This is a genomic window from Streptococcus suis (assembly GCA_002831545.1).
Lineage (GTDB): Bacteria > Bacillota > Bacilli > Lactobacillales > Streptococcaceae > Streptococcus > Streptococcus suis_P.
Genome location: CP025095.1, coordinates 748,966 through 771,207, shown reverse-complemented (window position 1 = coordinate 771,207; position 22,242 = coordinate 748,966). Strand labels below are relative to the sequence as shown.

The 22,242-nt window shown below is 40.4% G+C and carries 20 protein-coding genes and 3 pseudogenes; 8 read left to right on the top strand and 15 right to left on the bottom strand.

Going from position 1 to position 22,242, the window contains the following annotated elements; translation table 11 throughout:
• Window positions 1-19: 19 nt before the first annotated feature.
• The 4 genes from CWM22_03835 to CWM22_03820 are packed head-to-tail and all read left to right on the top strand — an operon-like array spanning window position 20 to window position 3,784.
• A complete protein-coding gene (locus tag CWM22_03835; protein ID AUC91101.1) occupies window positions 20-805 on the top strand; it encodes an ABC transporter ATP-binding protein in 786 nt (261 codons plus the stop codon).
• A 12-nt stretch (window positions 806-817) separates the two neighbouring features.
• Window positions 818-1,747 carry a ferrichrome ABC transporter substrate-binding protein gene (locus CWM22_03830; protein ID AUC91100.1) on the top strand — a complete coding sequence of 310 codons (930 nt, stop codon included), beginning with the start codon at window positions 818-820 and terminating at the stop codon, window positions 1,745-1,747.
• Window positions 1,748-1,760: 13 nt separating this feature from the next.
• Entirely contained in the window at window positions 1,761-2,786 is a 1,026-nt protein-coding gene (locus tag CWM22_03825) for an iron ABC transporter permease (GenBank protein AUC91099.1), read from the top strand.
• A complete protein-coding gene (locus CWM22_03820) occupies window positions 2,783-3,784 on the top strand; it encodes an iron ABC transporter permease (protein AUC91098.1) in 1,002 nt (333 codons plus the stop codon). Before CWM22_03825 ends, CWM22_03820 begins: the two co-directional genes overlap by 4 nt.
• Window positions 3,785-3,802: 18 nt before the next feature.
• Here the strand turns inward: CWM22_03820 and CWM22_03815 are convergent.
• The 3 genes and pseudogenes from CWM22_03815 to CWM22_03805 form a co-directional block, all read right to left on the bottom strand.
• A pseudogene (locus CWM22_03815) lies at window positions 3,803-4,120 on the bottom strand (glutathione peroxidase).
• Window positions 4,121-4,239: 119 nt separating this feature from the next.
• Complete coding sequence (locus CWM22_03810) at window positions 4,240-4,437, bottom strand: glutathione peroxidase (protein AUC91097.1); 198 nt, start codon at window positions 4,435-4,437, stop codon at window positions 4,240-4,242.
• A gap of 13 nt (window positions 4,438-4,450) precedes the next feature.
• The gene (locus CWM22_03805) at window positions 4,451-5,167 is read right to left on the bottom strand and encodes an rRNA pseudouridine synthase (GenBank protein ID AUC91096.1); all 717 of its coding nucleotides are present in this window, start codon (window positions 5,165-5,167) and stop codon (window positions 4,451-4,453) included.
• A 138-nt stretch (window positions 5,168-5,305) separates the two neighbouring features.
• Here CWM22_03805 and CWM22_03800 point away from each other — a divergent pair, with 138 nt between their 5' ends.
• The gene (locus CWM22_03800) at window positions 5,306-6,262 is read left to right on the top strand and encodes a glutathione S-transferase family protein (GenBank protein ID AUC91095.1); all 957 of its coding nucleotides are present in this window, start codon (window positions 5,306-5,308) and stop codon (window positions 6,260-6,262) included.
• Between the two features lie 73 nt (window positions 6,263-6,335).
• Window positions 6,336-7,453: pseudogene (locus tag CWM22_03795) on the top strand (low temperature requirement protein A).
• Between the two features lie 88 nt (window positions 7,454-7,541).
• On the opposite strand, the gene dltD reads toward CWM22_03795, so the two are convergent.
• The 8 genes and pseudogenes from dltD to CWM22_03755 all read right to left on the bottom strand — a co-directional run bounded on the left by dltD (window position 7,542) and on the right by CWM22_03755 (window position 14,415).
• Window positions 7,542-8,807, bottom strand: a complete 1,266-nt coding sequence (dltD, locus tag CWM22_03790) for a D-alanyl-lipoteichoic acid biosynthesis protein DltD (GenBank protein ID AUC91094.1) — start codon at window positions 8,805-8,807, stop codon at window positions 7,542-7,544.
• Window positions 8,800-9,039, bottom strand: a complete 240-nt coding sequence (locus CWM22_03785) for a D-alanine--poly(phosphoribitol) ligase subunit 2 (GenBank protein ID AUC91093.1) — start codon at window positions 9,037-9,039, stop codon at window positions 8,800-8,802. The genes dltD and CWM22_03785 overlap by 8 nt, the downstream gene beginning before the upstream one ends.
• A gap of 43 nt (window positions 9,040-9,082) precedes the next feature.
• Window positions 9,083-10,324: a D-alanyl-lipoteichoic acid biosynthesis protein DltB gene (gene dltB, locus CWM22_03780; GenBank protein ID AUC91092.1), complete on the bottom strand. Its 1,242-nt coding sequence runs from the start codon at window positions 10,322-10,324 to the stop codon at window positions 9,083-9,085.
• Entirely contained in the window at window positions 10,321-11,883 is a 1,563-nt protein-coding gene (gene dltA / locus CWM22_03775) for a D-alanine--poly(phosphoribitol) ligase subunit 1 (GenBank protein AUC91091.1), read from the bottom strand. The genes dltB and dltA overlap by 4 nt, the downstream gene beginning before the upstream one ends.
• Window positions 11,873-11,998, bottom strand: coding sequence for a teichoic acid D-Ala incorporation-associated protein DltX (locus CWM22_03770; GenBank protein ID AUC91090.1), 126 nt, complete (start codon window positions 11,996-11,998; stop codon window positions 11,873-11,875). Before CWM22_03770 ends, dltA begins: the two co-directional genes overlap by 11 nt.
• A gap of 516 nt (window positions 11,999-12,514) precedes the next feature.
• A pseudogene (locus CWM22_03765) lies at window positions 12,515-12,808 on the bottom strand (hypothetical protein).
• A gap of 294 nt (window positions 12,809-13,102) precedes the next feature.
• Window positions 13,103-13,186, bottom strand: coding sequence for a hypothetical protein (locus tag CWM22_03760; GenBank protein ID AUC91089.1), 84 nt, complete (start codon window positions 13,184-13,186; stop codon window positions 13,103-13,105).
• Window positions 13,187-13,710: 524 nt separating this feature from the next.
• Entirely contained in the window at window positions 13,711-14,415 is a 705-nt protein-coding gene (locus tag CWM22_03755) for a glucosamine-6-phosphate deaminase (protein ID AUC91088.1), read from the bottom strand.
• Between the two features lie 347 nt (window positions 14,416-14,762).
• Between CWM22_03755 and CWM22_03750 the strand changes: the two genes are divergently transcribed.
• Together CWM22_03750 and CWM22_03745 are read left to right on the top strand one after the other, a co-directional pair.
• Window positions 14,763-15,791, top strand: coding sequence for an S-adenosylmethionine:tRNA ribosyltransferase-isomerase (locus tag CWM22_03750; GenBank protein AUC91087.1), 1,029 nt, complete (start codon window positions 14,763-14,765; stop codon window positions 15,789-15,791).
• Window positions 15,792-15,854: 63 nt separating this feature from the next.
• Complete coding sequence (locus CWM22_03745; protein ID AUC91086.1) at window positions 15,855-16,328, top strand: arginine regulator; 474 nt, start codon at window positions 15,855-15,857, stop codon at window positions 16,326-16,328.
• Window positions 16,329-16,655: 327 nt separating this feature from the next.
• Here the strand turns inward: CWM22_03745 and CWM22_03740 are convergent, their stop codons facing one another.
• From CWM22_03740 to argF, 4 genes are all read right to left on the bottom strand, one after another.
• A complete protein-coding gene (locus tag CWM22_03740; GenBank protein ID AUC91085.1) occupies window positions 16,656-17,996 on the bottom strand; it encodes a hypothetical protein in 1,341 nt (446 codons plus the stop codon).
• Window positions 17,997-18,114: 118 nt separating this feature from the next.
• The gene (locus CWM22_03735) at window positions 18,115-19,617 is read right to left on the bottom strand and encodes a YfcC family protein (GenBank protein ID AUC91084.1); all 1,503 of its coding nucleotides are present in this window, start codon (window positions 19,615-19,617) and stop codon (window positions 18,115-18,117) included.
• Between the two features lie 342 nt (window positions 19,618-19,959).
• Entirely contained in the window at window positions 19,960-20,907 is a 948-nt protein-coding gene (gene arcC, locus CWM22_03730; GenBank protein ID AUC92835.1) for a carbamate kinase, read from the bottom strand.
• A 309-nt stretch (window positions 20,908-21,216) separates the two neighbouring features.
• Window positions 21,217-22,230 (bottom strand): ornithine carbamoyltransferase, encoded by a 1,014-nt coding sequence (argF, locus tag CWM22_03725; GenBank protein AUC91083.1) that lies wholly within the window; start codon window positions 22,228-22,230, stop codon window positions 21,217-21,219.
• Window positions 22,231-22,242: the final 12 nt, after the last annotated feature.

Sequence of the window (22,242 nt, the reverse complement as noted above, 5' to 3'; positions counted from 1 at the left end):
TTCTGGTAAGGAGGAGTTTGTGTCTTCGATTCAAGCGGAAAATATCCAAGTCTCTTACGACAATCGGATTATTATTGATGAATTATCAACAAGTATTCCAAAAGGAAGTATAACGACAATCATTGGTGCCAATGGCTGTGGAAAATCGACCTTGCTTAAGGCATTGACAAGGATTATTCCTGTTCAAGAAGGGGCTATCTATTTAGATGGACAAGCCATTTCACAACTACCAACCAAAGAAGTTGCAAAAAAATTAGCCCTGCTCCCTCAGGTCTTAGAAGCGACAGAAGGGATTTCCGTTTATGAACTGGTCTCCTATGGTCGCTTTCCGCATCAAAATGGGCTGGGGCATCTCACTGATCAGGATAGAGAGAAAATCAACTGGGCCTTGGAAGTCACCCAGACCGCTCCCTACGCTAGGTTACCAGTTGATGATTTATCAGGTGGTCAGAGGCAACGTGTTTGGATTGCAATGGCACTTGCCCAAGATACGGATACCATTTTCTTAGATGAACCAACAACCTATCTTGATCTCAATCATCAATTGGAAGTCTTAGAACTTTTAAAAGAACTGAATCAAAGCCGACAGAAAACCATTGTGATGGTCCTTCACGATGTCAATTTATCAGCTCGATTTTCAGATTATATGATTGCCATGAAAGAGGGAGATATTCGCTACCATGGGTCTGTGTCCAATATGATGACAACTGAGATACTGAGGGACATTTTTAGCATTGAACCTCAATTGATGCAGGTTGCTGGTCAAGATTACCCTATTTTGCTAACTTACGATTTAAAAAAATAATAAGGAGAAAAAATGAAAAAGTTTTTAGCTATTTTTAGTTTATTTGTTGGGCTGGTTTTCTTAACAGCTTGTTCTACCTCTTCCTCTTCAACAGACGTAGAATTGTCTAGCATGCCAAAGATTGAAGGCATTACTTACCACGGTGACATTCCAAAAAATCCTAAAAAAGTTGTCAACTTTGCTTACTCTTACACAGGCTATCTCTTACAATTAGGAATTGATGTATCTAGCTATAGTCTAGATTTAGAGAAAAATAGTCCCGTCTTTGGAGACAAACTAAAGGATGTTCCACAATTGACAACGGCAGATACAGAAGCGATTGCCGCACAAAAGCCAGATGTCATTCTAGTATTTGCTGGTGATGATAACTTAGAAACACTGAAAGAAATTGCTCCAGTTATTGAAATCACTTATGGAAAGAGTGACTACTTGAAAATGCTGACAGATATTGGTCAGATTTTTGGAAGAGAAAAGGAAGCACAAGCCTGGTTAGATCAATGGGATAAGAAAGTTGCTACTGCGAAAGAGGAATTGAAAGGATTGATTGATACAAGTTCAACATTTACCGTCATGGACTTCTTCGATAAGAACATCTTCCTTTATGGTAATAACTTTGGTCGTGGTGGAGAATTAATCTATCGCGCTCTCGGTTTTGCCGCTCCTGCAAAGGTTCAAGAAGACATCATCAATAAAGAAGGCTGGTTTGGGGTATCTCAAGAAGCTCTTCCAGAATATGTTGGCGACTATGTCCTTGTTAACGTCAATGATAAAACAAAAGAAGCAGCTGCCTCTCTCAAAGAAAGTGATATTTGGAAAAATCTACCTGCTGTAAAGAATGGTCACGTCATCGAGATAGACTATAACCTCTTCTACTTCTCCGATCCGATGTCTTTAGATTTACAAATTGACGCCTTTGTCTCAGAAATTCAAAAACTTCAGTAAAAGGACTGGATATATGAACAAACTAGCAAGTTCTCGTTATCCCAAAACAAAGCCAAAGAATATTTGGCTTGTTTTTTTCATCATCTGTCTTTCTTTCATAGCTGGAGTCTATCTTAGTTTACGCTTTGGAGCTATTTCTTATAGCCACCAACAACTGATAGAAACCCTAAAGCATCCACTGACAGATTCTTCCGCTCAGGATGTTATCATCGATTTACGCTTGCCTAGAATGGTAGCCGCCATCTTGGTGGGAGCTGCCATGGCCCAAGCTGGGGCAATGATGCAAGGAATTACACGCAATCCGATTGCCGATCCTGGCTTATTAGGAATCAATGCTGGAGCAGGACTTGCTCTCATTATTGCCTATGCTCTATTCGGTGGTTTGCACTACAGTCAAATTTTATTAATATGTTTACTGGGCTCCTGTCTGGCAGCCGGTCTAGTCTTTGGTCTAGCTTATCAGGTGCAAAAAGGCTACAATCAACTCCGTTTAATTTTATCTGGCGCCATGGTAGCAAGTCTATTTTCTGCTATTGGTCAGGCTATTACTATCTACTTTGATTTATCAACTGCAGTGATTGGCTGGCAAGCAGGGGGATTGGTACAGGTAAACTGGAAGATGCTGGCCATCATTGCTCCTCTTATCATCATTGGCCTCATCCTTGCTCAACTCTTTTCGCATCAGCTGACCATCCTGAGTCTCAACGAAACCGTTGCTAAAAATCTAGGTCAACGAACCTTACTGATGACCTTGGTTTTGTTGGGAATTGTCCTTCTACTCTCAGCTTCTGCGGTAGCTCTTATGGGCTCGCTTTCTTTTATCGGGCTCATTATTCCTCACTTTATCCGAATGTTTACAGGGAAAAATTACAAGCTACTCTTGCCATTAACTGCCTTTGCAGGGGCTAGTTTCCTCATCTGGGTAGATTTGGTTTGCCGTTCTATCAATCCACCTGTTGAAACTCCCATTAGCGCAGTCATCAGTATCATTGGTCTCCCTTGCTTCCTATGGTTGATTAGAAAGGAGAAACACTTTTGATAAGACATCACAACTATCTAAAAATATTCACATTCCTGCTGATCCTTTTATTTGTCATTTTCCTACTTTCCTTATCTATCGGCTATAGCAATTCATCCTTTTCGGATCTCATCGACATCATGAGTGGGCAGGCTAGTTCATCGACTCTACTGATCATTGGACGAATTCGCTTACCTAGAATAATCGCCTCCATTATCGGAGGGGCTTCTCTGGCTTTGGCGGGTTTGTTGCTACAAACTTTGACCCGCAATCCTCTGGCAGATTCTGGAATATTAGGAATCAACGCAGGAGCTGGTCTTGTTGTGGCACTATTTGTCGGTCTCTCTTCAAAAATCAGCCCTGTCTTATTGAGTCTCATGCCTCTATTTGCTATGATGGGCGGTGGATTAACCATTTTTCTAGTTTACTGGATTGCACGTAAGAAGCTGTACGGCATCCATCCTGCACGCTTAATTATCACGGGAGTTGGAATTTCGAGCATGCTGTCTGGTATCATGGTCAGCATCATCAGCCAATTAGATGACTTTAAGATGGAATACATTATCCAGTGGCTCAGCGGTCGAGTAAATGGTGGAGATTGGAAAACTATCGCAATCTATACTCCTCTTCTTCTATTGGTGTGGATGGCAACGTTTAGTCGAAGTCGCTCACTCAATATTATGAATCTAAACGACCAGACAGCCATGGCTTTGGGACTCCACTTACAGCGTGAAAGGCGGACTACCTTGGTATTGGCTACCGCCCTAGCCTCTCTTAGTGTCATTTTAGTTGGTAATATCACCTTCGTTGGTCTCATTGCTGGTCACATTGTGCGCAAATGGTTAGGAAATGACCATCGTGTCATCATTCCAGCTACTATGATAATAGGAAGCTTCATTCTACTTCTAGCGGATACCATAGGACGGGTACTACTTGTCGGAACAGGCATCCCAACCGGCATCATCGTCTCACTTATCGGCGCTCCCTATTTTCTGTGGTTACTAAAACAAGAAGGCTAGATGACTCCAGCCTTCTTGTTATTTTTCTAGGTAAAATTCAATATCCTCTTTAAGTTTTAATGGACTAGTTGTTGGTAAATATCGTTTGACCACACGCCCTTGTCTATCCACCAAAAACTTGGTAAAATTCCACTCAATTCGACCTCCTAATAAGGTTGATTTTTCTTTCTTAAGATAGCGATATAGCGGACTAGCTTCAAATCCATTCACAGCAATTTTAGCAAAACGAGGAAAAGTTGTACCATAATTCAAGCTACAGATCTGATTGATGTCTTCAGCAGAACCGGGAGCCTGATTTAAAAATTGATTACAAGGGAAATCCAACACTACAAAACCTTGGCCTCGATGAGGCTGGGCAAAAAGCCCTGGCCCACTTCTCAGTGTTTGTGTCAACATCTCAGCGCAGTGGTTGATTGGTAGATTTGTTCGTGTTTTACACTCCAAATCTAACCTAATCAACTGTGCGGGGGTGGGAAGACGAACTCTTTTTGACTTAGTCGAGTTCTTTCCCACTCCCCCTGTAGTTCCTTGTATTGGGGTGCCAATCCACAACCTGGCGCTGTATTGACTATAAGTAAAACTTGTCCTTGATACTCAGCCATGGACTGATCTGTTCCATCTTGTTTTTGTACTGTAAAATCATAAATGTTCATTATATATCCTCCTCTAGTCAAAATAAGTGAATAAATGTTCCATTTCATTTGGTGTGAGTTGTCTGTATGTACCTCGTTCCAAATCCCCCAGTTCAAAACCACCAAAGGAAATCCGCTTGAGATATGTGACCTTGACACCATAGGCTAAAAACATCTTTTTGACCTGATGAAACTTACCTTCTGCCAGCTTGATGGTCGCTCTGCTATGGTCCAAAGAAGCCTCCAAGACAGTCAAATCTGCAGGCTGACACCGTGTTCCATCCAAGAAAGTAACACCTGAGGCAAAAAATTTTGAAGCATCCTCAGCCAAGCATCCATTTACCTCCACATAGTAGACCTTGTCCACATGGTGACTGGGATGGAGCATGCGATAACCGAGCGGACCATTGTTGGTAATGAGGACTAGGCCTTCGGTATCCCTGTCCAGGCGACCGACTGGGTAGAGACATTCCCTACTGTCTTGCGGAGAAATCAAGTCGATGACTGTCTGATGCTCCTGGTCTGTCACGGCAGAAACGACTCCTGCTGGTTTATGAAGCAAATAATAGGCGGAACCTTCTAAGGCAACTTTTTTACCCGAAACTTGGATAGTTTGTAACTCTGGGTCAACAATCTGGCTTAGGCTTTGAGCAGGTCGTCCGTTAATCTTGATTTGCTGGGCTTTGAAAAGTTTTTTTACTTGCTTACGCGAGCCAACTTTGGCTTTCTCTAAACATTTGTCCAATCTCATGGGACTATTGTATCACAAATCATATAGCTTGACTCTTTTTGAAAAAAGTTTATAATACTAGTTAGTGATATATTTTTTTACAAAGGAAATCCAATCATCCTATTGGATTTCCCATTTCTTCAGTAAGGGAGAAAATTCATGGGACTTTTACAAGATGGCAAATGGGTGGATCAATGGTATGACACCAAGTCAACAGGCGGTAAATTTGTCCGTACTATCACACAATTTCGCAACTGGATTATGCCAGACGGACAGGCAGGCCCAACAGGAGAGGGCGGTTTCAAGGCTGAGTCTGGTCGCTACCACCTCTATATTTCTCTGGCTTGTCCTTGGGCTAGTCGGACCTTGATTATGCGAAAATTGAAGGGCTTGGAAGACCATATTTCCTTGTCTGTCGTTCATCCCCTCATGTTAGAAAATGGCTGGACTTTTGCAGACGGACCTGGCGTGATCAAGGATTCCCTCTTTAACAGCGACTATCTCTATCAGGTATATTTGAAGGCTGATCCACACTATACAGGACGTGTCACCGTTCCAGTTCTTTGGGATAAGAAAACCAATACAATCGTAAGCAACGAGTCTGCCGAGATTATGCGGATGTTCAATACCGCCTTCAATGACATTACAGGCAACTATGATGACTACTATCCAGAACACCTACAGGCTGAGATTGATGCCATGAATGACTTTGTCTATCCAAACATCAACAACGGAGTCTACAAGGCTGGATTTTCAACCAATCAGAAAGTCTATGAGAAAGAAGTCAACAACCTCTTTGCTGCCTTGGACAAACTAGAAGAACATTTGGCTGTCAGGGACTATCTAGTGGGAAATCAATTGACCGAGGCTGATATTCGCCTCTTTACCACCTTGGTGCGTTTCGACCCTGTTTACTTTGGGCATTTCAAATGCAATATCAAGGCCTTGGTTGACTATCCAAACTTGTGGGATTATACCAAGCGGATTTACAACCACTCTGGTATTGCGGAGACGGTTGACTTTGACCATATCAAGCAGCACTACTACGGTAGCCACAAAACCATTAACCCAACAGGTATTGTCCCAGTCGGACCAGACTTGGACTGGACATTGTAAGAAATAAAGGGAGATGACAGCCTCCCTTTTCGTATGGTATAATATTTCAGATTTTTTTGAAAAGGAGATTGACATGTCTGAAATTATCGCAAAACGCGTATCCAACTATGAATTATTTTATGATTTGGTCTTTGTCTTGGCCACTTCTTCACTGACTGGACTTTTGCACGGTGACCATATCGGTCTCAGGGAAATTCTAACTTTTATCACCGCTAACCTGATTATTATGACCTTGTGGATTAATGAGACGATTTACCTCAACAAATATGGTGAACGGGATTTGTTGGATATTATCACGATTATTGCGTCCATGTTTGTGGTGGGGCAATTATCCCTAAACTTTAGTCATGATTTTGAAGCAACAGCCCTGCCCTTTACTATCTTTTTGACCCTGTCTTATTTGCTACTTTGCTTGCAGTACTACCTTCGGGGGCGAAAAATCGGTTTTACGGCAGATATAAAAAATAGTCTCTATATGTTTGGGATTTATGTGCTGGTATTTTTCTTGGCTTCGGTAGCTATCTACTTCAATTTCTGGACCTATGATGAAAAGAGCCTCTTACTTTTTTATCTTCCATTTGTCATTTCCTATTTCTTCAAGGACAAACTCAGTCACGATGTCATGAACTTTCCTCATATCGTAGAACGCTGCCAGTTGATTACTATTATTACTTTTGGTGAAACGGTCATTGCGATTTTGAAGAATTATCCGATTCAGACGCATCTACTCACTGGTGTTCTCTTCTTCTTGGCTATGGCGTTCTCCTTTATGTTTTACATTTCGCAAACCTATCTCAATATCAACCATCACCGCAAGGCAGATGCGACTGTTCTGCTATACGCTCATTTGGTGATTGTTCTTGGCTTGAATTTCTTCACAGTGGCAATGGAGCTTTTCCCTAGTCATCATAATGATTTTTGGCCTTGCCCATGCTGATTGTAGGAAACCTTATCTTCTATAGTGGTATCCTTTCGACCTCCTTCTATAATCAACAAGTCCATCAAGTTGGCAGGAGAGGGCTGTTCATCTATGCTCTCATTTTACTAATTGGAAATGTTGCCTTATTGCTGGATGGGCATTCAAATATCCTACTATTTGTTATCTTAAACCTGCTCTCACACGCTATGGTTGCCTATCATGTTATTCGCTTCCGCAAAGCCAACCACAGTTTGTTGGGGGAAGATATATAATCATTCAGTTTATTACAGTAAAAGAACAAAAAAGCAAGGAGACTTCCTAATTCAAAGCCTTCTTGCTTTTTATTATAACTGTATCTAACTATTTTAAAAATAAGTTTAAATCTCCCTTATATGCAGCCCATTCAGAAGTTAAAAATTCTTTTTTTAACTGATAATGAACAGGTGCTTGTTGTTCTGTCAAGAATGGGTGGATATACTTATCAAGCTCCAGCCAGCCTTGCCAACCGATGTGGATCGTATCTTGCATAAAATAATCTATCCCCCCCTGCTCCGACAAATCAGCAATATGATTGAAACCTTGACTGGTCAACTGGTACTTAATCTTTGCTACTGTTGCCTGATACATATCTTTATTGAGACCAGTGTAGTTCATCCAACGTTCATTAACTGGGGGAATTACAAATAGCACATCAGTCTGATGTTTAGCAAATTCATTCAAAACCAGCTGAAAATCATTGTACTCCGGTGATTGCAGATAAGATATTTTTGTCTGGGATTGTTTGAGTTTTTTGATTTTTGACTGAAGACGATTTCTATAAAACCTATCATCAATTTGGAAATCATTTGATTGAGTAGAACGACTCCCGTCCTCATTAGCCACTTTACTCAAGCGGTCATAGGAAAAAGGCTCTGGAAGTTTCATCGCTTCCGTTTCTACCAATCCTAAATTACTACCAGAATCAGCAAAGCGACTAAATAAGGCATCTTGCTTTTCTAATAAATAGGCTTGCCAGGTCAACTGCTCTCTATCCCATTTCGACAATTCCTTACCACTAGCTACTTTTTGAAACATTCCTGTCAAACTACAGTCTGATTTAAGCTCTAAGAAACGCTTTGCTGCATATCTATCATAGTCATCCTCAGCACTTGTTTGCAGAAAATGAGTGGCTTGATCACTACTAAAATATTGTTCAAATGCCTTAGATGATGCCCCTTTGGGTGAAAACCATTGAGGAGAAACAACATAGATAGCCTGACTATTTTTTAAATGTGCCCCAATCTGTTGCATGCCAAAATATTGTGTCAGCGAAGCTGCACCACGTTGTCCTAACAAATAGGGAGTATACTCTCTCTGATAGGCATCTGCCAACACTGACGGATGCATACTATCAAAACGTGACCATTCACTTGACCCAAAGAAAGGAACAAAGCGATGATTTTTGTCTCCCAGAGCTCTATTTTTCTTATATTTGCTCTTAAAACTAATATAAGACAATGCTACTGCATCTTGTTTTTCTTCTTTGAAATTTGACCGAGAAGAACTCGGGAAAAACAACAAGGTGAGAATAACTAAAAACGTTGCACAAATCACAGGCCCAAAAATCTGCCACAATTGCTTACGCATGCATCAACTCCACAACACCAGAAATGATTTTGTTAGCTGTATTCCAATCTTCACGACCAAACTCTGAAACTGGAACTGTAATATTAAAACGACTTTCTAACTCCACAATAAGTTCTACGGTCCCCATACTATCCAAAACACCCGCATCAAATAGGTCTTCATCCATCATTTCAGATACATCTTCCATAAATAATTCTTCGATAATATTCAATATTGTTTCTTTTACATCCATTTTTTTATTCCTTTCTACGATTCATACAATCGTTACCTATTGTCTACTTGAACCACAATTTATCTAAAAATCCTGAAAATATCAAGAAAGAGAACATGACCGTATGGAAGGTCACAAACATACCAGCGAAACTCGTCCAACGATTATCCAGCAGTGGTTCTTGCCCAGCTTTTTTTCGAGCTAAATTAATTGATTTCCTCTTACGAATCCAAGCGTCATTGATGATCAACCCCAAAGCATGAAAGAGACCATATGCAATATAATACCATGTTACACCATGCCACAAGCCCATCAAGAGCATATTTAGCAGATAGGCAACATTAGATACCGTATTTCGATTTTTGAAAACCTTATGTTTTAACAAAGTCTTAACCAGACGCATGAAGACGAAATCACGGAACCAAAAAGATAAGCTGATATGCCATCGATTCCAAAATTCCTTAAGATCACGCGATTTGAACGGTTGATCAAAGTTAATTGGGCAGCGAATACCCATAAGGTTGGAAATACCTATGGCAAACATGGAATAGCCTGCAAAGTCAAAGAATAATTCAAAACCATAGAGATACATAACTCCAATAGTAGGTAAGTTAAACCATCCACCTTGATCCAAGGCGACTGCCTTTAAAGGCTCCAGTAAAGTATGCCCGATAAAATAGGCTAGAATAAACTTATATAAGAAGCCCATCATAATATAATGCACAGTCTGATCGAGCATATTTAATAACTCAGTTCGCTCAGGAATTTGTTTGTAATCTTCCGTAAACCGTCTATAACGATCAATAGGACCACTCGAAATAGTTGGCATAAATAGCAAAAATCGTAAAAAACTCCCTAAACTAAATTCCGTTAGTAAACCGTCCCGCATTTCAATCACCATTCCGACCGACCGAAACGTTAAATAAGAAATACCTAAAAAACCGAAAATTGCCCCATGCTGACTAAAAGTCGGTGCCAACTTTACCCAAGTCAACGGAAAAACAGCTAAACACACGATTAAATAGAAGACCCAGCTTTGATTTGCCCGTTGACGATAATGTTTGTAGAAAAAAATCAACATTGTCTGCCAAATAATATAGGCCAATAAAGACAGCAATTGCATTGTCTTTGTACCTGTAAACATCAAGACAATGAAGGCTAAACTAACACCTGTTTCATACAAGGGGAAACGTTTTTTAAAAAGGAGTCCTATAAAAATTGGTACTAGCGCTAAGACTAAATAGAAAAAGTACAATGGATTCCCATAAGGCTCTAACTGAGGTAGCTGTTTGAAAAACTCCATCATTGAGCATTCACCTCAGCGATCAATCCCTTAATATCAATCTTCCCATTTGCAGTCAAAGGAAGACTGTCTCGATAAATAAACTTCGAAGGCATCATATAATCCATCATCCGTTCTTTTAACTCCTGCTTGATGACCCTGGTTAACTCCAACTCTCGATCGAACTGCTCCATAATCCCTGCTTTAGGGACAACATAAGCTAACAGATTTTGCACTTTATGGTCAGCATTATAACGTGGAACAGCTACCGCAGCCTCAATATAGGTTGATTTATTTAAGTGTTGGGCAACTTCTTCCAACTCGATACGATAACCATTATATTTAATTTGGAAATCCATACGCCCACCATAGAGTAACAGACCTTCATCTGTCATTACACCCAAATCCCCAGTATGATAGGCCTGTAAGCCGTCAAACTGGAAAAATGCCGCCTCGGTTCTCTCAGGATTATTCAAATATCCTTTAGAGACAGCAGGACCTGATACAACAATTTCTCCCTGTTGACCATTCGGTACTACTTGACCATCCTCATCCAAAATAAAAGTTGGTGAGTCTGGTTTGGTATAACCAATCGGCAAACGTTTATAATTCACTAACATCTCATTAGTTATAGCAACTGCTGATAAGGCGACTGTAGCTTCGGTCGGTCCATAAGCGTTAACAATCACAGCTTTTGGAAAACGTTCGCGGAGCTTCTGAGCTGTTTTTACAGTTAACTCCTCTCCGTCAAAATAGAAATGCGTCAAATCTGGTAAATGTTCCCCATCAAACTCACGAGATAGCAAAGCCATATCTACAAATGATGGTGTCGAAGTCCAAATCTTAAATGGCAAAGTTTGAATAGCTGCAAATAAGGTCTTAAAATCCAAAGTCAACTCTTTCGGTAGGGCAAATAAGGTCCCACCAAGGGCAAGCGTCGGAGCCCAATACATAACCGACAAGTCAAACGAATAGGACGGTTGAGCCAACATTTGCGGTCGCTCTGGTAGCGCAAACTCCTTATCCCTTATCATCCAGTTAGTGAAGCTGAGCAAATTGTCATGCGAAATTTGCACCCCTTTTGGTTTACCCGTTGTCCCAGAAGTGAAGATAATATAGTAGGTATCATCTCCACTTACAGGATGCATCAACTGATAAGTTGACTTCTTCTCAAAAATGGCTTCAACTTCAGACAAACCAAGCACTGGCAAACTTGTCTCTAGCGGAAAGTCTGCTACCGCAAACACCAAACTCGGCTCTGCTATTTCCAGAATAGCTTCAATCCGATCCAAAGCAGAATGACTATCTACAGGGATATATGGATGGCCAGCCTTGGTTAAGGCAACAAAGATTGCCAACATCTGGTACTCCTGTCCGCCAAAAACAAGAACAGGAGAGTTTGCTGGTAAATCCAAACTATCAATATGGGCTGCTAAAGAATCTGAATCTGCCTTTAAATCCCCATAACTGTACAACTGTCCTAGATAATGGTAAACAGGGTAGTCAGGATTTTCTGTCGCAAAATGCTCTACCCGCTCTAACATACTGCTAATCTTTTTTATACTCTCCTCTTTAAAACTCATTATAGATAAATCCTCCCTGTCCAATGTCTAAATAACTATACAGATACAAAAGTAGTAACAATATAAAAAAATAGAACAGGGTTCTACAGATAAATCGTACAACTGGATGTTGCATGTTCTATCTCCTTCCATCTCTTATTCCTGCGAATTACTTTAAATACAATGTCTAGTCAATCTTGACTTACTTCGAACTCATTCCATTCATTAAATGATTAATTTTAAATCAACCTACATTTTACCATAATTTTGTCAATTTATTTCTTTTTTCACAAAAAAATACAAGAATATACCTGTTACACAAAGACTGTATTTTTTTATCAATGCAATATAAAAAGTTTAGAACAATTACATCCTAAACTTTTCACTCTTTAATTTATCTAAGAAAAATTACAACCGAGACTCAAGAAATATGGAATTCGTGTCAACATCTCATTCGCAAAAAAATGTAACCCTCTATTTTCATAGAGGGCATACTATTTTGAGTGATAGTATTAAAGTTATGAATGTATAGATGAAAAAGATTTTTAAGAGGGTAATATATAGAAAATTAAATAATTTAAGAAAGTTAGTGAAGTATGAAGGATTTTCAAATTAATTGACTAAATATTACAAGATTATAACTCTAGATTACTTATTTAACTTTACACCAAGTTAATCCCACAGAACAACATAATGCATTCCACAATTTTTGTACACCTCCCCAAAATGAACCAAACCATGATGATTTTTGTACAGAAGGAGCCATTTGAGTCACAGGTGGGTTGATAGGCTCTAAATGTTGAACACCTTGACCAAAAGGTTGGGTTGATTCTTTCAGCTCTAGAAGTACTTCGTCACGTTACTCAAAACCAACTGGTGAATTAAGTCGTTGCTCTGCATTTACAACTGCACCACCTGCAGTGGTCATTAGCACTGCAAGTGCCATAGCACATGCGCCAACTTTATAATTACGTTTTGTTACAATGAGAGGGGGAACTCGACTAGTTAAAAAAGAGTTCGTCAACAAGTCCTTATTTCCAGTTGTTGAGCTGAAACAGTCTATTCCCAGACATCAATTTATGTGAGCTGACTGCCGTCAGCTTATATCTCCCACTTTAAAAGGTCTCCCAGACCTTTTAAACTCCCACCCCCGTATAGCTCCAAAGGTTCGGGGAACCTTTGGAGGTTGGAGATATAGCGAACGAAGTCCGCAACAGTCGTTAAGTCAGAGTAGTGACTGTTAGAGGTTGGAAATGAAGCGAACACTGTTCGCATCAGTCGTAATGGTCAGATTTGGAGTGTAAAACACGAACAAATCTGCCAATCAACCACTGCGCTGAGATGTTGACACGAACTCTGAGTAGTGGTCCTGGGCTTTTTGCCCAGCCTCCTCCTTTGTATAGATATTTGCTTCCTCCTATCGGAAACGTAGTAACAGTATAGTACAAAAAAATAACTCAAAAACCAACTTTAGAAAAAGATTATATAAAAACCATAAAACTACCTAAAAAAATGAAAACGTTATACAAAACGTAGAGAAAATGATACTATTTTGCCCATTTCACTTGTTCCTATCAATTTTCAACATGATAAAGGACAGCAATTTAGTAGTACCTCTTGTCGAAATTTTCTCTCACATCCAACTTAATGTTATAATCCATTCAATATATAACAACTGATATTGATTATCAGAATAGCAAAAGGCATGCCCTTAAAAATATAAGTTACATGCCTTTTCACAATTTTTGTCAAATTCATAATGGAAAAAGAACCTAGATTCATTCAGACATTATACTTATTGCACTGTTACAACCAACTTTATGTCTAAGAATAATCGTTTACAACATACTACACTAATTTACTTGCTGCCGCTTGGTCGAGGATAAGGATGACATTGTCGTGGTTTTGGAGGACGCTTGCTGGGACATCTTCTGTCACTGCTCCTTCCACAGTCGCCTTAATGGCGTCAGCTTTTTCCTGACCATAGGCCATGAGAACAATGGTCTTGGCTGCCATAATGTTGGCGATGCCCATGGAGATAGCTTGTTTGGGTACATCTTCTGGATTGTCAAAGAAGCGTGCATTGGCTTCGATGGTTGATGGCGCCAATTCAACCAGATGGGTCTGACCATCAAATGGAGCACCTGGTTCATTGAAACCGATATGGCCGTTGCGACCGATACCCAAAATTTGGAAATCAATTGGATGCTCTGCCAATACTTGGTTGTAACGTTCTGTTTCAGCAACTACATCTGTCGCTAAACCATTCGGTAAATAAGATTTCTTAAACGGTTTGGCATTGAAAAGATTTTCCTTCATAAAATGAATATAGGATTGGTCGCTCTCCTCACCTAGACCAACATACTCATCCAAGTTTACAGATGTCACATCCAAAAAGTCTAAATCCGACTCACGAATCAATCTGTAAAATTCTAACGGACTGGAGCCTGTTGCCAAACCTAATACCTTGGCACCTCCGTTCAATTTTTCTTTCAAAATGTCTAATGCTACAGTTGCTCCTTCAACTTGATTATTTACTACATGAATTTTCATAACACACCTCTTTGGTCTATACCATTTATTGTTTTTCTTTATTATATGGTATAGACCAATTTTTGTCAAGAATTTATACTTATAGAGTATTACATCAGCACGAATAATTTTAATTCTCTTCCCATCCATCAAGACTTAAGTGTCTAACTATGATATAATACATTTATGACAGATGTGCTTTTTTACTTATTTTTTATTGGTATTCTGTTCTGCCTTACTGGCTATTTTATTTCTAAATCAAAGGTCCTAAAGTTTATTTTCTACCTGATTGGTAGTCTATTGGTGGCTTTGCCATTTGCCCTATTGATTTATTTTACCTATATTTTATTTTAGTCTAAGGAGTGAATATGAATACTGCAGATTTTGATTTTGATTTACCCGAAGAGCTTATCGCTCAAGTTCCCCTTGAAAAGCGCGACAGCTCTAAACTATTGATCCTCGACCGCGAAAAACGGAGCATGGTTGACAGTCACTTTGACCATATTATCGACCAACTAAATCCCGGTGATGCTCTGGTCATGAACAATACACGTGTTCTGCCTGCCCGTCTCTATGGCTACAAGCCTGAAACTATGGGACATGTTGAGCTTTTGCTTTTGAAAAATACCCAAGGTGATCAGTGGGAAGTTCTTGCCAAACCAGCAAAACGTCTGAAGGTCGGTACCACAGTCGCTTTTGGTGACGGACGATTAACTGCTACTATCGTAGAAGAATTAGAACACGGGGGAAGAATTGTTGAATTCTCCTATGAAGGTATCTTCCTGGAAGTCTTGGAAAGTCTAGGCGAAATGCCACTTCCACCTTACATTCATGAAAAATTAGAAGACCGTGAACGCTATCAAACAGTTTATGCCAAGGAAAACGGTTCTGCCGCAGCCCCAACTGCTGGACTACATTTCACCCAAGAGTTACTCGAAAAAATCGAAGCTAAAGGAGTGAAGCTAGTCTATTTGACTCTTCACGTTGGGCTTGGGACCTTCCGACCAGTCTCTGTTGATAACGTTGATGAGCATGAAATGCACTCGGAATTCTATAACCTATCAGCAGAAGCTGCTCAAACCCTCAATCAGGTCAAAGATAACGGTGGTCGTATCGTCGCAGTCGGCACTACATCCATCCGCACCCTCGAAACCATCGGTAATAAATTTGATGGCCGTTTGGAAGCTGATTCTGGTTGGACAAATATCTTCATCAAACCTGGCTACACCTTCCGAATCGTTGATGCCTTCTCAACCAATTTCCACCTGCCAAAATCTACTTTGGTTATGCTAGTTTCTGCCTTTGCAGGTAGAGAATTTACCTTAGATGCCTATAAACATGCTGTTGAAGAACGTTACCGCTTCTTTAGTTTTGGGGATGCAATGTTTATTCAATAGGCTGTTATCACCAATTTATTCTGAGTTCAGATTTTATTTTCCTTACATCTCAAGGAGGGCCCTATGAACAAGATTGAAAGCCGCCATCAGCTGATCCTGTCTCTAATCATGGAGAAGAAAATACATACCCAGCAGGAATTGCAAGAATTACTAGAGGTCAACGGAGTCTCCGTCACCCAATCTACCCTCTCCCGTGACATCAAGATGCTCAATCTTGTCAAAGTCAACGAAGATGATTCTTCTCACTATGTCATCAACCCCATTGCTCCTACTCGCTGGGAAAAACGACTGCGACTCTATATGGAAGATGCTTTGGTCATGCTAAAACCTATCCAACATCAAGTGGTGCTCAAGACCCTACCTGGATTGGCCAACTCATTCGGTTCTATTTTGGATGCCATGGAGATTCCTCAAATTGTAGCGACCGTCTGCGGTGACGATGTCTGTCTCATCATTTGTGAAGATGTCGAGGGGGCACAAGCTTGCTTCGAGCACTTGAAACAGTTTACTCCACCATTTTTCTTTAGTAAATTATAAAAATTTGTGTTCACAAACAACATACTTAATTTTAAAGATAATTTTTCAAATAATTATCAATAACTTCCCTTTATACTCATAAACGAAAATATAACATGTACGCGTTTTATTGTAGAATAGTCTAACTTGACTTATTCTATATGCAGATGGGGTCTATTTCTAAAATAGCATATAATAAGTCACACTTTCATATATTTTTGTCCACTTCTTGTGAACAGTGACACATTTCTATCTCATCTTTCAATGTTATTCTTCATAAGAAAAGCTCTTAGATATTTCACTAAGAGCTTTTAAACTGTAATTTACTATTCAATACTGATAATATGGCTATTCCGCAGCTAGGCGATAGACTGCCTCAGCATAAATATCCATTGTTTTATATAAGTCTTCTAATGGCATGCGTTCATTTTCCTGATGCTCTGTTTGTTCTGTATCTGGGAAACATGCACCAAAGGCCACACAGTTTGGCATGGTACGAGCAAAGGTAGCCCCACCTGACGAGATTGGCTCGCTTGTTAAATCTCCTGTCTTATCTTGATAAACAGACATGAGCGTAGATACCAGCTGGCTGTCTAATGGCACATACAAGGAAGCAAGGTAGTCGTACTCTTCATAGGTCAAGCCACATGATTGCGCTTTGGCTTGTAAAGTAGAAACTAGGGCATCTTTATCCGCAGTGACAGGAATACGAATGTCCAAGCGAATTTCTGATTTTTTTGCGCTAATGGTTAGACCTGCAATATTGAAACTGAGTGTCCCTGATGGTTCATCGGTCACATCACCAAAAAGCTTAAATCCTGTGGCATCTTCACCAACTGCATTGACGATAAAGTCCAAGGCTGGATGATTTTCAAAATGTTCCAAAGCCTTTGCCAAACGAACAATGGCATTGACCCCCTCGGCAGCATCCTTGGCGTGCCGCGAAATACCAAGAACCGTTACTTGATCATCTTTGGTTTCATAATCAAAGCCTAATTGATCTAATTCCGCAATAACTCCTGCTAATAAATGACCAGAATAGCTTGCCTTGGCAGGTACTACGTTATAGGCAGTTCCCGCTTCGATACTCAGACAAGGGTGACCTGGACCATGCAATTTGGCCTGTAGCAATCCTTTTTCAGCATAAGTCAAAGGGAAGGAAGAATCTGGTGCAAAGCCCATAGTTGCCACTTCTTCCAACTGATTGTAGCGGTTCATACACCGCCATAAGGTCTCTTCATCTGTTCCAAAAATGAAACGAATCCGTTTGTTAAATTGGACTCCCGCATCAAGAAGTGCTTTTACTGCAAATAAGGCCGCCATCGAAGGACCTTTATCATCCTGAACTCCGCGTCCAATAATGTAATCTCCCTCTACCACAGCCTCAAAAGGCGGCGTCTGCCATTGACTAAGATCACCAGCAGGTACCACATCTAAGTGGCAAAGGATTGCTAATAATTCTTCGCCTTGCCCAATTTCAGCATAGCCATAATAACCAGCAGGGTCTAAATAAGTTTTAAAACCCATTTTTTCCGTCAAAGCCAACGTGTGCTCCAGAACATCCTGAATCGCTTGACCAAATGGCGTATCTGCCTGATGTTCTTGCAAAACAGAAGGAAAAGCAACCAGTTCTTGGATGGCTTGAATACATGCCTCCTGATGCGATGACTGAATAAAACTTGTTCTCATTGTGTCCCCTTTCAACATAATAAGATATGATATATTTTCTAGCACTATTCTATCATAAAAGGAAAAACTGAGCCAAATTTTATCTGTATTCATGATAAAATCTGACCCAGAATTTCGATTAGAAGAATGTCGCAATGACCAAAATAGCTATGGAGGCAATCATGATGCCTACGATTAACTTACCTACAAATTTATACCAAGTACCAATTTCAACACGACCAAGTGCCAAGGCTCCCATTACAATACCTGATGTTGGAGCCACCAAGTTCAAGAGACCTGATGCAGCTTGGAAAGCTGTGATAACCAAGCTCGCTGGTACATTTACAAATTCACCAAGAGGTGCCATGATACCCATAGAAGCCCCTGCAAGACCTGATGAAGATGGAATCAGGAAGGACATTGGTAGATAGAAGAGATATGTCAAAATGATGAATACTTGTGAAGACAAACCTTGCAATCCTTCTTCACCCATGTGGAGAATAGTGGCAGTAATCATACCATCGTTCATGATGACTTGAATACCACGCGCGATAGCACAAATCAAAGCTACGCTGAAAATATCAGCCGCACCGAACATAAAGGATTTTACCAAACGTTCTTCACTCATACCATAAACTAAACCAACTACAATCCCTGCGATACCAAAGAGCATTGCTCCTTCTGGGAAGTACCAAGTACCAAGAGCAGCTGTTGAAGAACCAATCACTTGACCGATGAATGGAAGACCAATCAACCAATCATTAAATTGTGTAAAGATAGTCACACCCAAATCTTCCCATGGAATAAAGCTACAAATCATGAGAACAAATGTTAATACAAATACCCAGAGAACACGTTTTTGAGCTGGTGATAATTCTGCATTCACTTCTTGAGTTGCTGTTACATTAAAGTGTTGCATGTCCGCTTCACGTTGTTTATAAACCAAGGACTTAGTCGGATCATTTTTCACTTTCTCAGCATAGTTGGCTACAAAGAGAACCCCCATCGCGAGAATGACAACGAAGAAGACAAAGCGCCAAATCATACCATCCGCAACACTTACACCTGCTGCGTCAGAAGCAACAACTGTCGCAAATGGGTTTACAGTAGAAGCCAAACAGCCGATTTGAGACCCTAGCAAGATGATGGCTACACCAGTAATACTATCAAAACCAACCGCCATCATAACAGGAACAAGGAGTGGGAAGAAAGCCATTGTTTCTTCACCCATACCATAGGTTGAGCCTCCCAAGGCAAACAAAGTCATGAGAATGTAAATCAACATTTTTTCACGACCTTTGAAGCGTTTTACAATAGAAGCAATCCCTACATCAAGTGCACCTGTTTCGTTAACTACACCAAGAAAGGCACCAACCATGATGATGAAGAATGCTACGTTAATCGCTGCTTCAGTCGCACCATGACCAAGCATGGCACGAACTGGAGCCATAAAAACATCGTAAATCCCTTGTGGATTTTGAGCAACCTTCTCATAGGTACCAGCCACCAAATGTCCGGCTTCATCAACCTGATACTGACCAGCTGGAATAATCCATGTCATCACTGCCATAAAGGCAATAATGAGCATCAATATTGTATAAGACGAAGGCAATTTAAAGCCTTTTTTCACTTTTTCGCTCATCGCAAAAACCTCCTATAATATTTTAAAAGTTTATCCCCTATTTAAGGGAAATTGTATCCGTAATAACCGTATCAAATATCCACCTATCTTCAAGAGATGTCTATCTCCTTCAGTCTATTATCTGAAATCATTGCTTATAGATAGATACTTGATAGGAAATGGATGAGAGGGGAGGGAGCTTAGAAGCCCAGACCTTCATGTTTCGATTAAAGGGAACCCTTGTAGGACTATCAACACTCCCACTCCCCTAACTCCATCAATAAATAACCCGTCTAGTTTAAAAACTATATTTGCATGCAGAGTACATCAATAAATAGAAGCCTCAACGATACATACAGCTACTTAGCCTTTGACAATGATAGTGCCGCTATCGGATTCAATCAAAGCGCCTAAGTTTTCTAATGAGGTAATGACTGCTTTTGATTGCGGCTTATTGTTTACAAAAGCAATAGCTGCTTCAACTTTCGGTAGCATGGAACCTGGTGCGAATTGATTTTGTTTGATATATTCTTCCAATTCAGCTACGGTAACTGTTTCTAATTTTTCTTGGTCTGGTTTGTTGTAGTTAACAAAGACATAGTCTACACCGGTCAAGACGATAAACAAGTCTGCGTCAACCAATTCTGCCAAACATTGAGAAGCAAAGTCCTTATCGATAACTGCTTCCACACCGGTCAGGGTGCCATCTGCTTCTTGGACAACTGGAATACCTCCGCCTCCAGCAGCTACGACTACCTCACCTGCATTGAGAAGGGTACGAATGGTACCAATTTCTTTTATTCCTACAGGTTTTGGCGAAGCAACGACTTTGCGCCAGCCACGACCAGCATCTTCTTTGAAGGTTGCACCAGTCTTTTCTGCTTCTGCTTTCGCTTCTTCTTCTGTATAGAATGGTCCAATCGGCTTGGTCAAATTTTCGAAGGCGGGATCATTCTTATCCACGATAACCTGGGTCACAACAGATGCTACATCTTTTTCAATGCCTTCCTTGAGCAATTCATTTTCCAAGGCATTTTGCAACCAGAAACCAATCGAACCTTCTGTCATGGCTACCAAACTGTCTAATGGAAAAGCTGGGTTCTTTTCCGAATCAGCAGCAAGGTTTTGAAGAAGTAAGTTTCCAACCTGAGGACCATTACCATGCGTGATAATAAGGTCGTCCCCATTTTTTATCAATTTTACAAGGTGCTTAGCTGTTTGTACCAAGGCCTCTTTTTGTGCTTTAGCCGATGGGTCGGACGATAAAATGGCATTGCCACCCAAGGCTACTACAATTTTACGATTTGCCATATCTCTTGCTTTTTCCTCACTTTCGCGAAATAGTAATCGCTTACACATCTACCCTCAAAATAAGGGGGCTGGGTGCCAGCCCCCGGAGGTTGCGATGACTAGAGAATATACTCAATGAAAATCAAAATCAGACTTGCTTCAAAGGTTCGGGGAACCTTTGGAGGTTGGAAATAGAGCGAAGTTCGCTTCACATATGAAGATAGAACTCCGTTCCTTTCATACTTCAAGGGAACAGGCTGAAAACCTCCACTGGAGCTTTTCAGTCATCAAATCGAGGCAACAACGTATGAGTTTGATTTTCGAAGAGTATTACACACGTGGAACAAATGGATCCCCTAAAGTAGCCGCCATCACTGCTTTAATAGTGTGCATACGGTTTTCAGCTTGGTCGAAGTGACGAGCATATTTGCTACGGAATACTTCGTCTGTTACTTCCATTTCTTCTACACCGAATTTTTCAGCGACATCTTTACCATAAACAGTGTTTGTATCATGGAAGGCAGGCAAGCAGTGCAAGAAGATGAGATTGTCATTTTCTGCTTTTTTCACCAATTCCATATTCACTTGGTATGGTTTCAAGAGGGCAACGCGTTCAGCAAATTTATCTTCTTCACCCATTGATACCCAAACGTCTGTATAGAGAACATCTGCGCCTTTGACTGCTTCGTCAGCATTATCAGTAATGAGAACACGTGCTCCACTTTCTTTCGCAAAACCTTCAGCCAAGGCAACTACTTCTTCTTCTGGGAAGAGTTCTTTTGGAGAGAAGATATGGACATTGACACCAAGGATAGCGCCTGTTACCAAAAGTGAGTTAGCAACGTTGTTCCGGCCATCACCACAGTAAACCAGAGTCAAGCCTTCCAACTTGCCAAAGTTTTCTTTAACAGTCAAGTAGTCCGCCAACATTTGAGTTGGGTGCCATGCATCTGTCAAACCATTCCATACTGGCACACCAGAGAATTCTGCCAATTCTTCCACCATTTTTTGACTGAAACCACGGAATTCAATACCGTCGAACATACGTCCCAAAACTTTAGCAGTATCTTCTGTAGATTCTTTCTTACCAAGTTGGATGTCATTTGCACCAAGATATTCTGGATGGGCACCAAGGTCAATTGATGCTACTGTGAAGGCAGCACGAGTACGTGTTGATGTTTTTTCAAACAAGAGAGCAATATTTTTACCTTCCAAATAACGGTGTGGAATATTGCGTTTTTTCAAATCTTTCAAATGAGCTGAGAAATCAATCAACCATTCCAATTCTGCACGTGTGAAATCTTTCTCTGCAAGGAAATGTCTACCTTTAAATACGTTTGTCATTGTCTCTTCTCC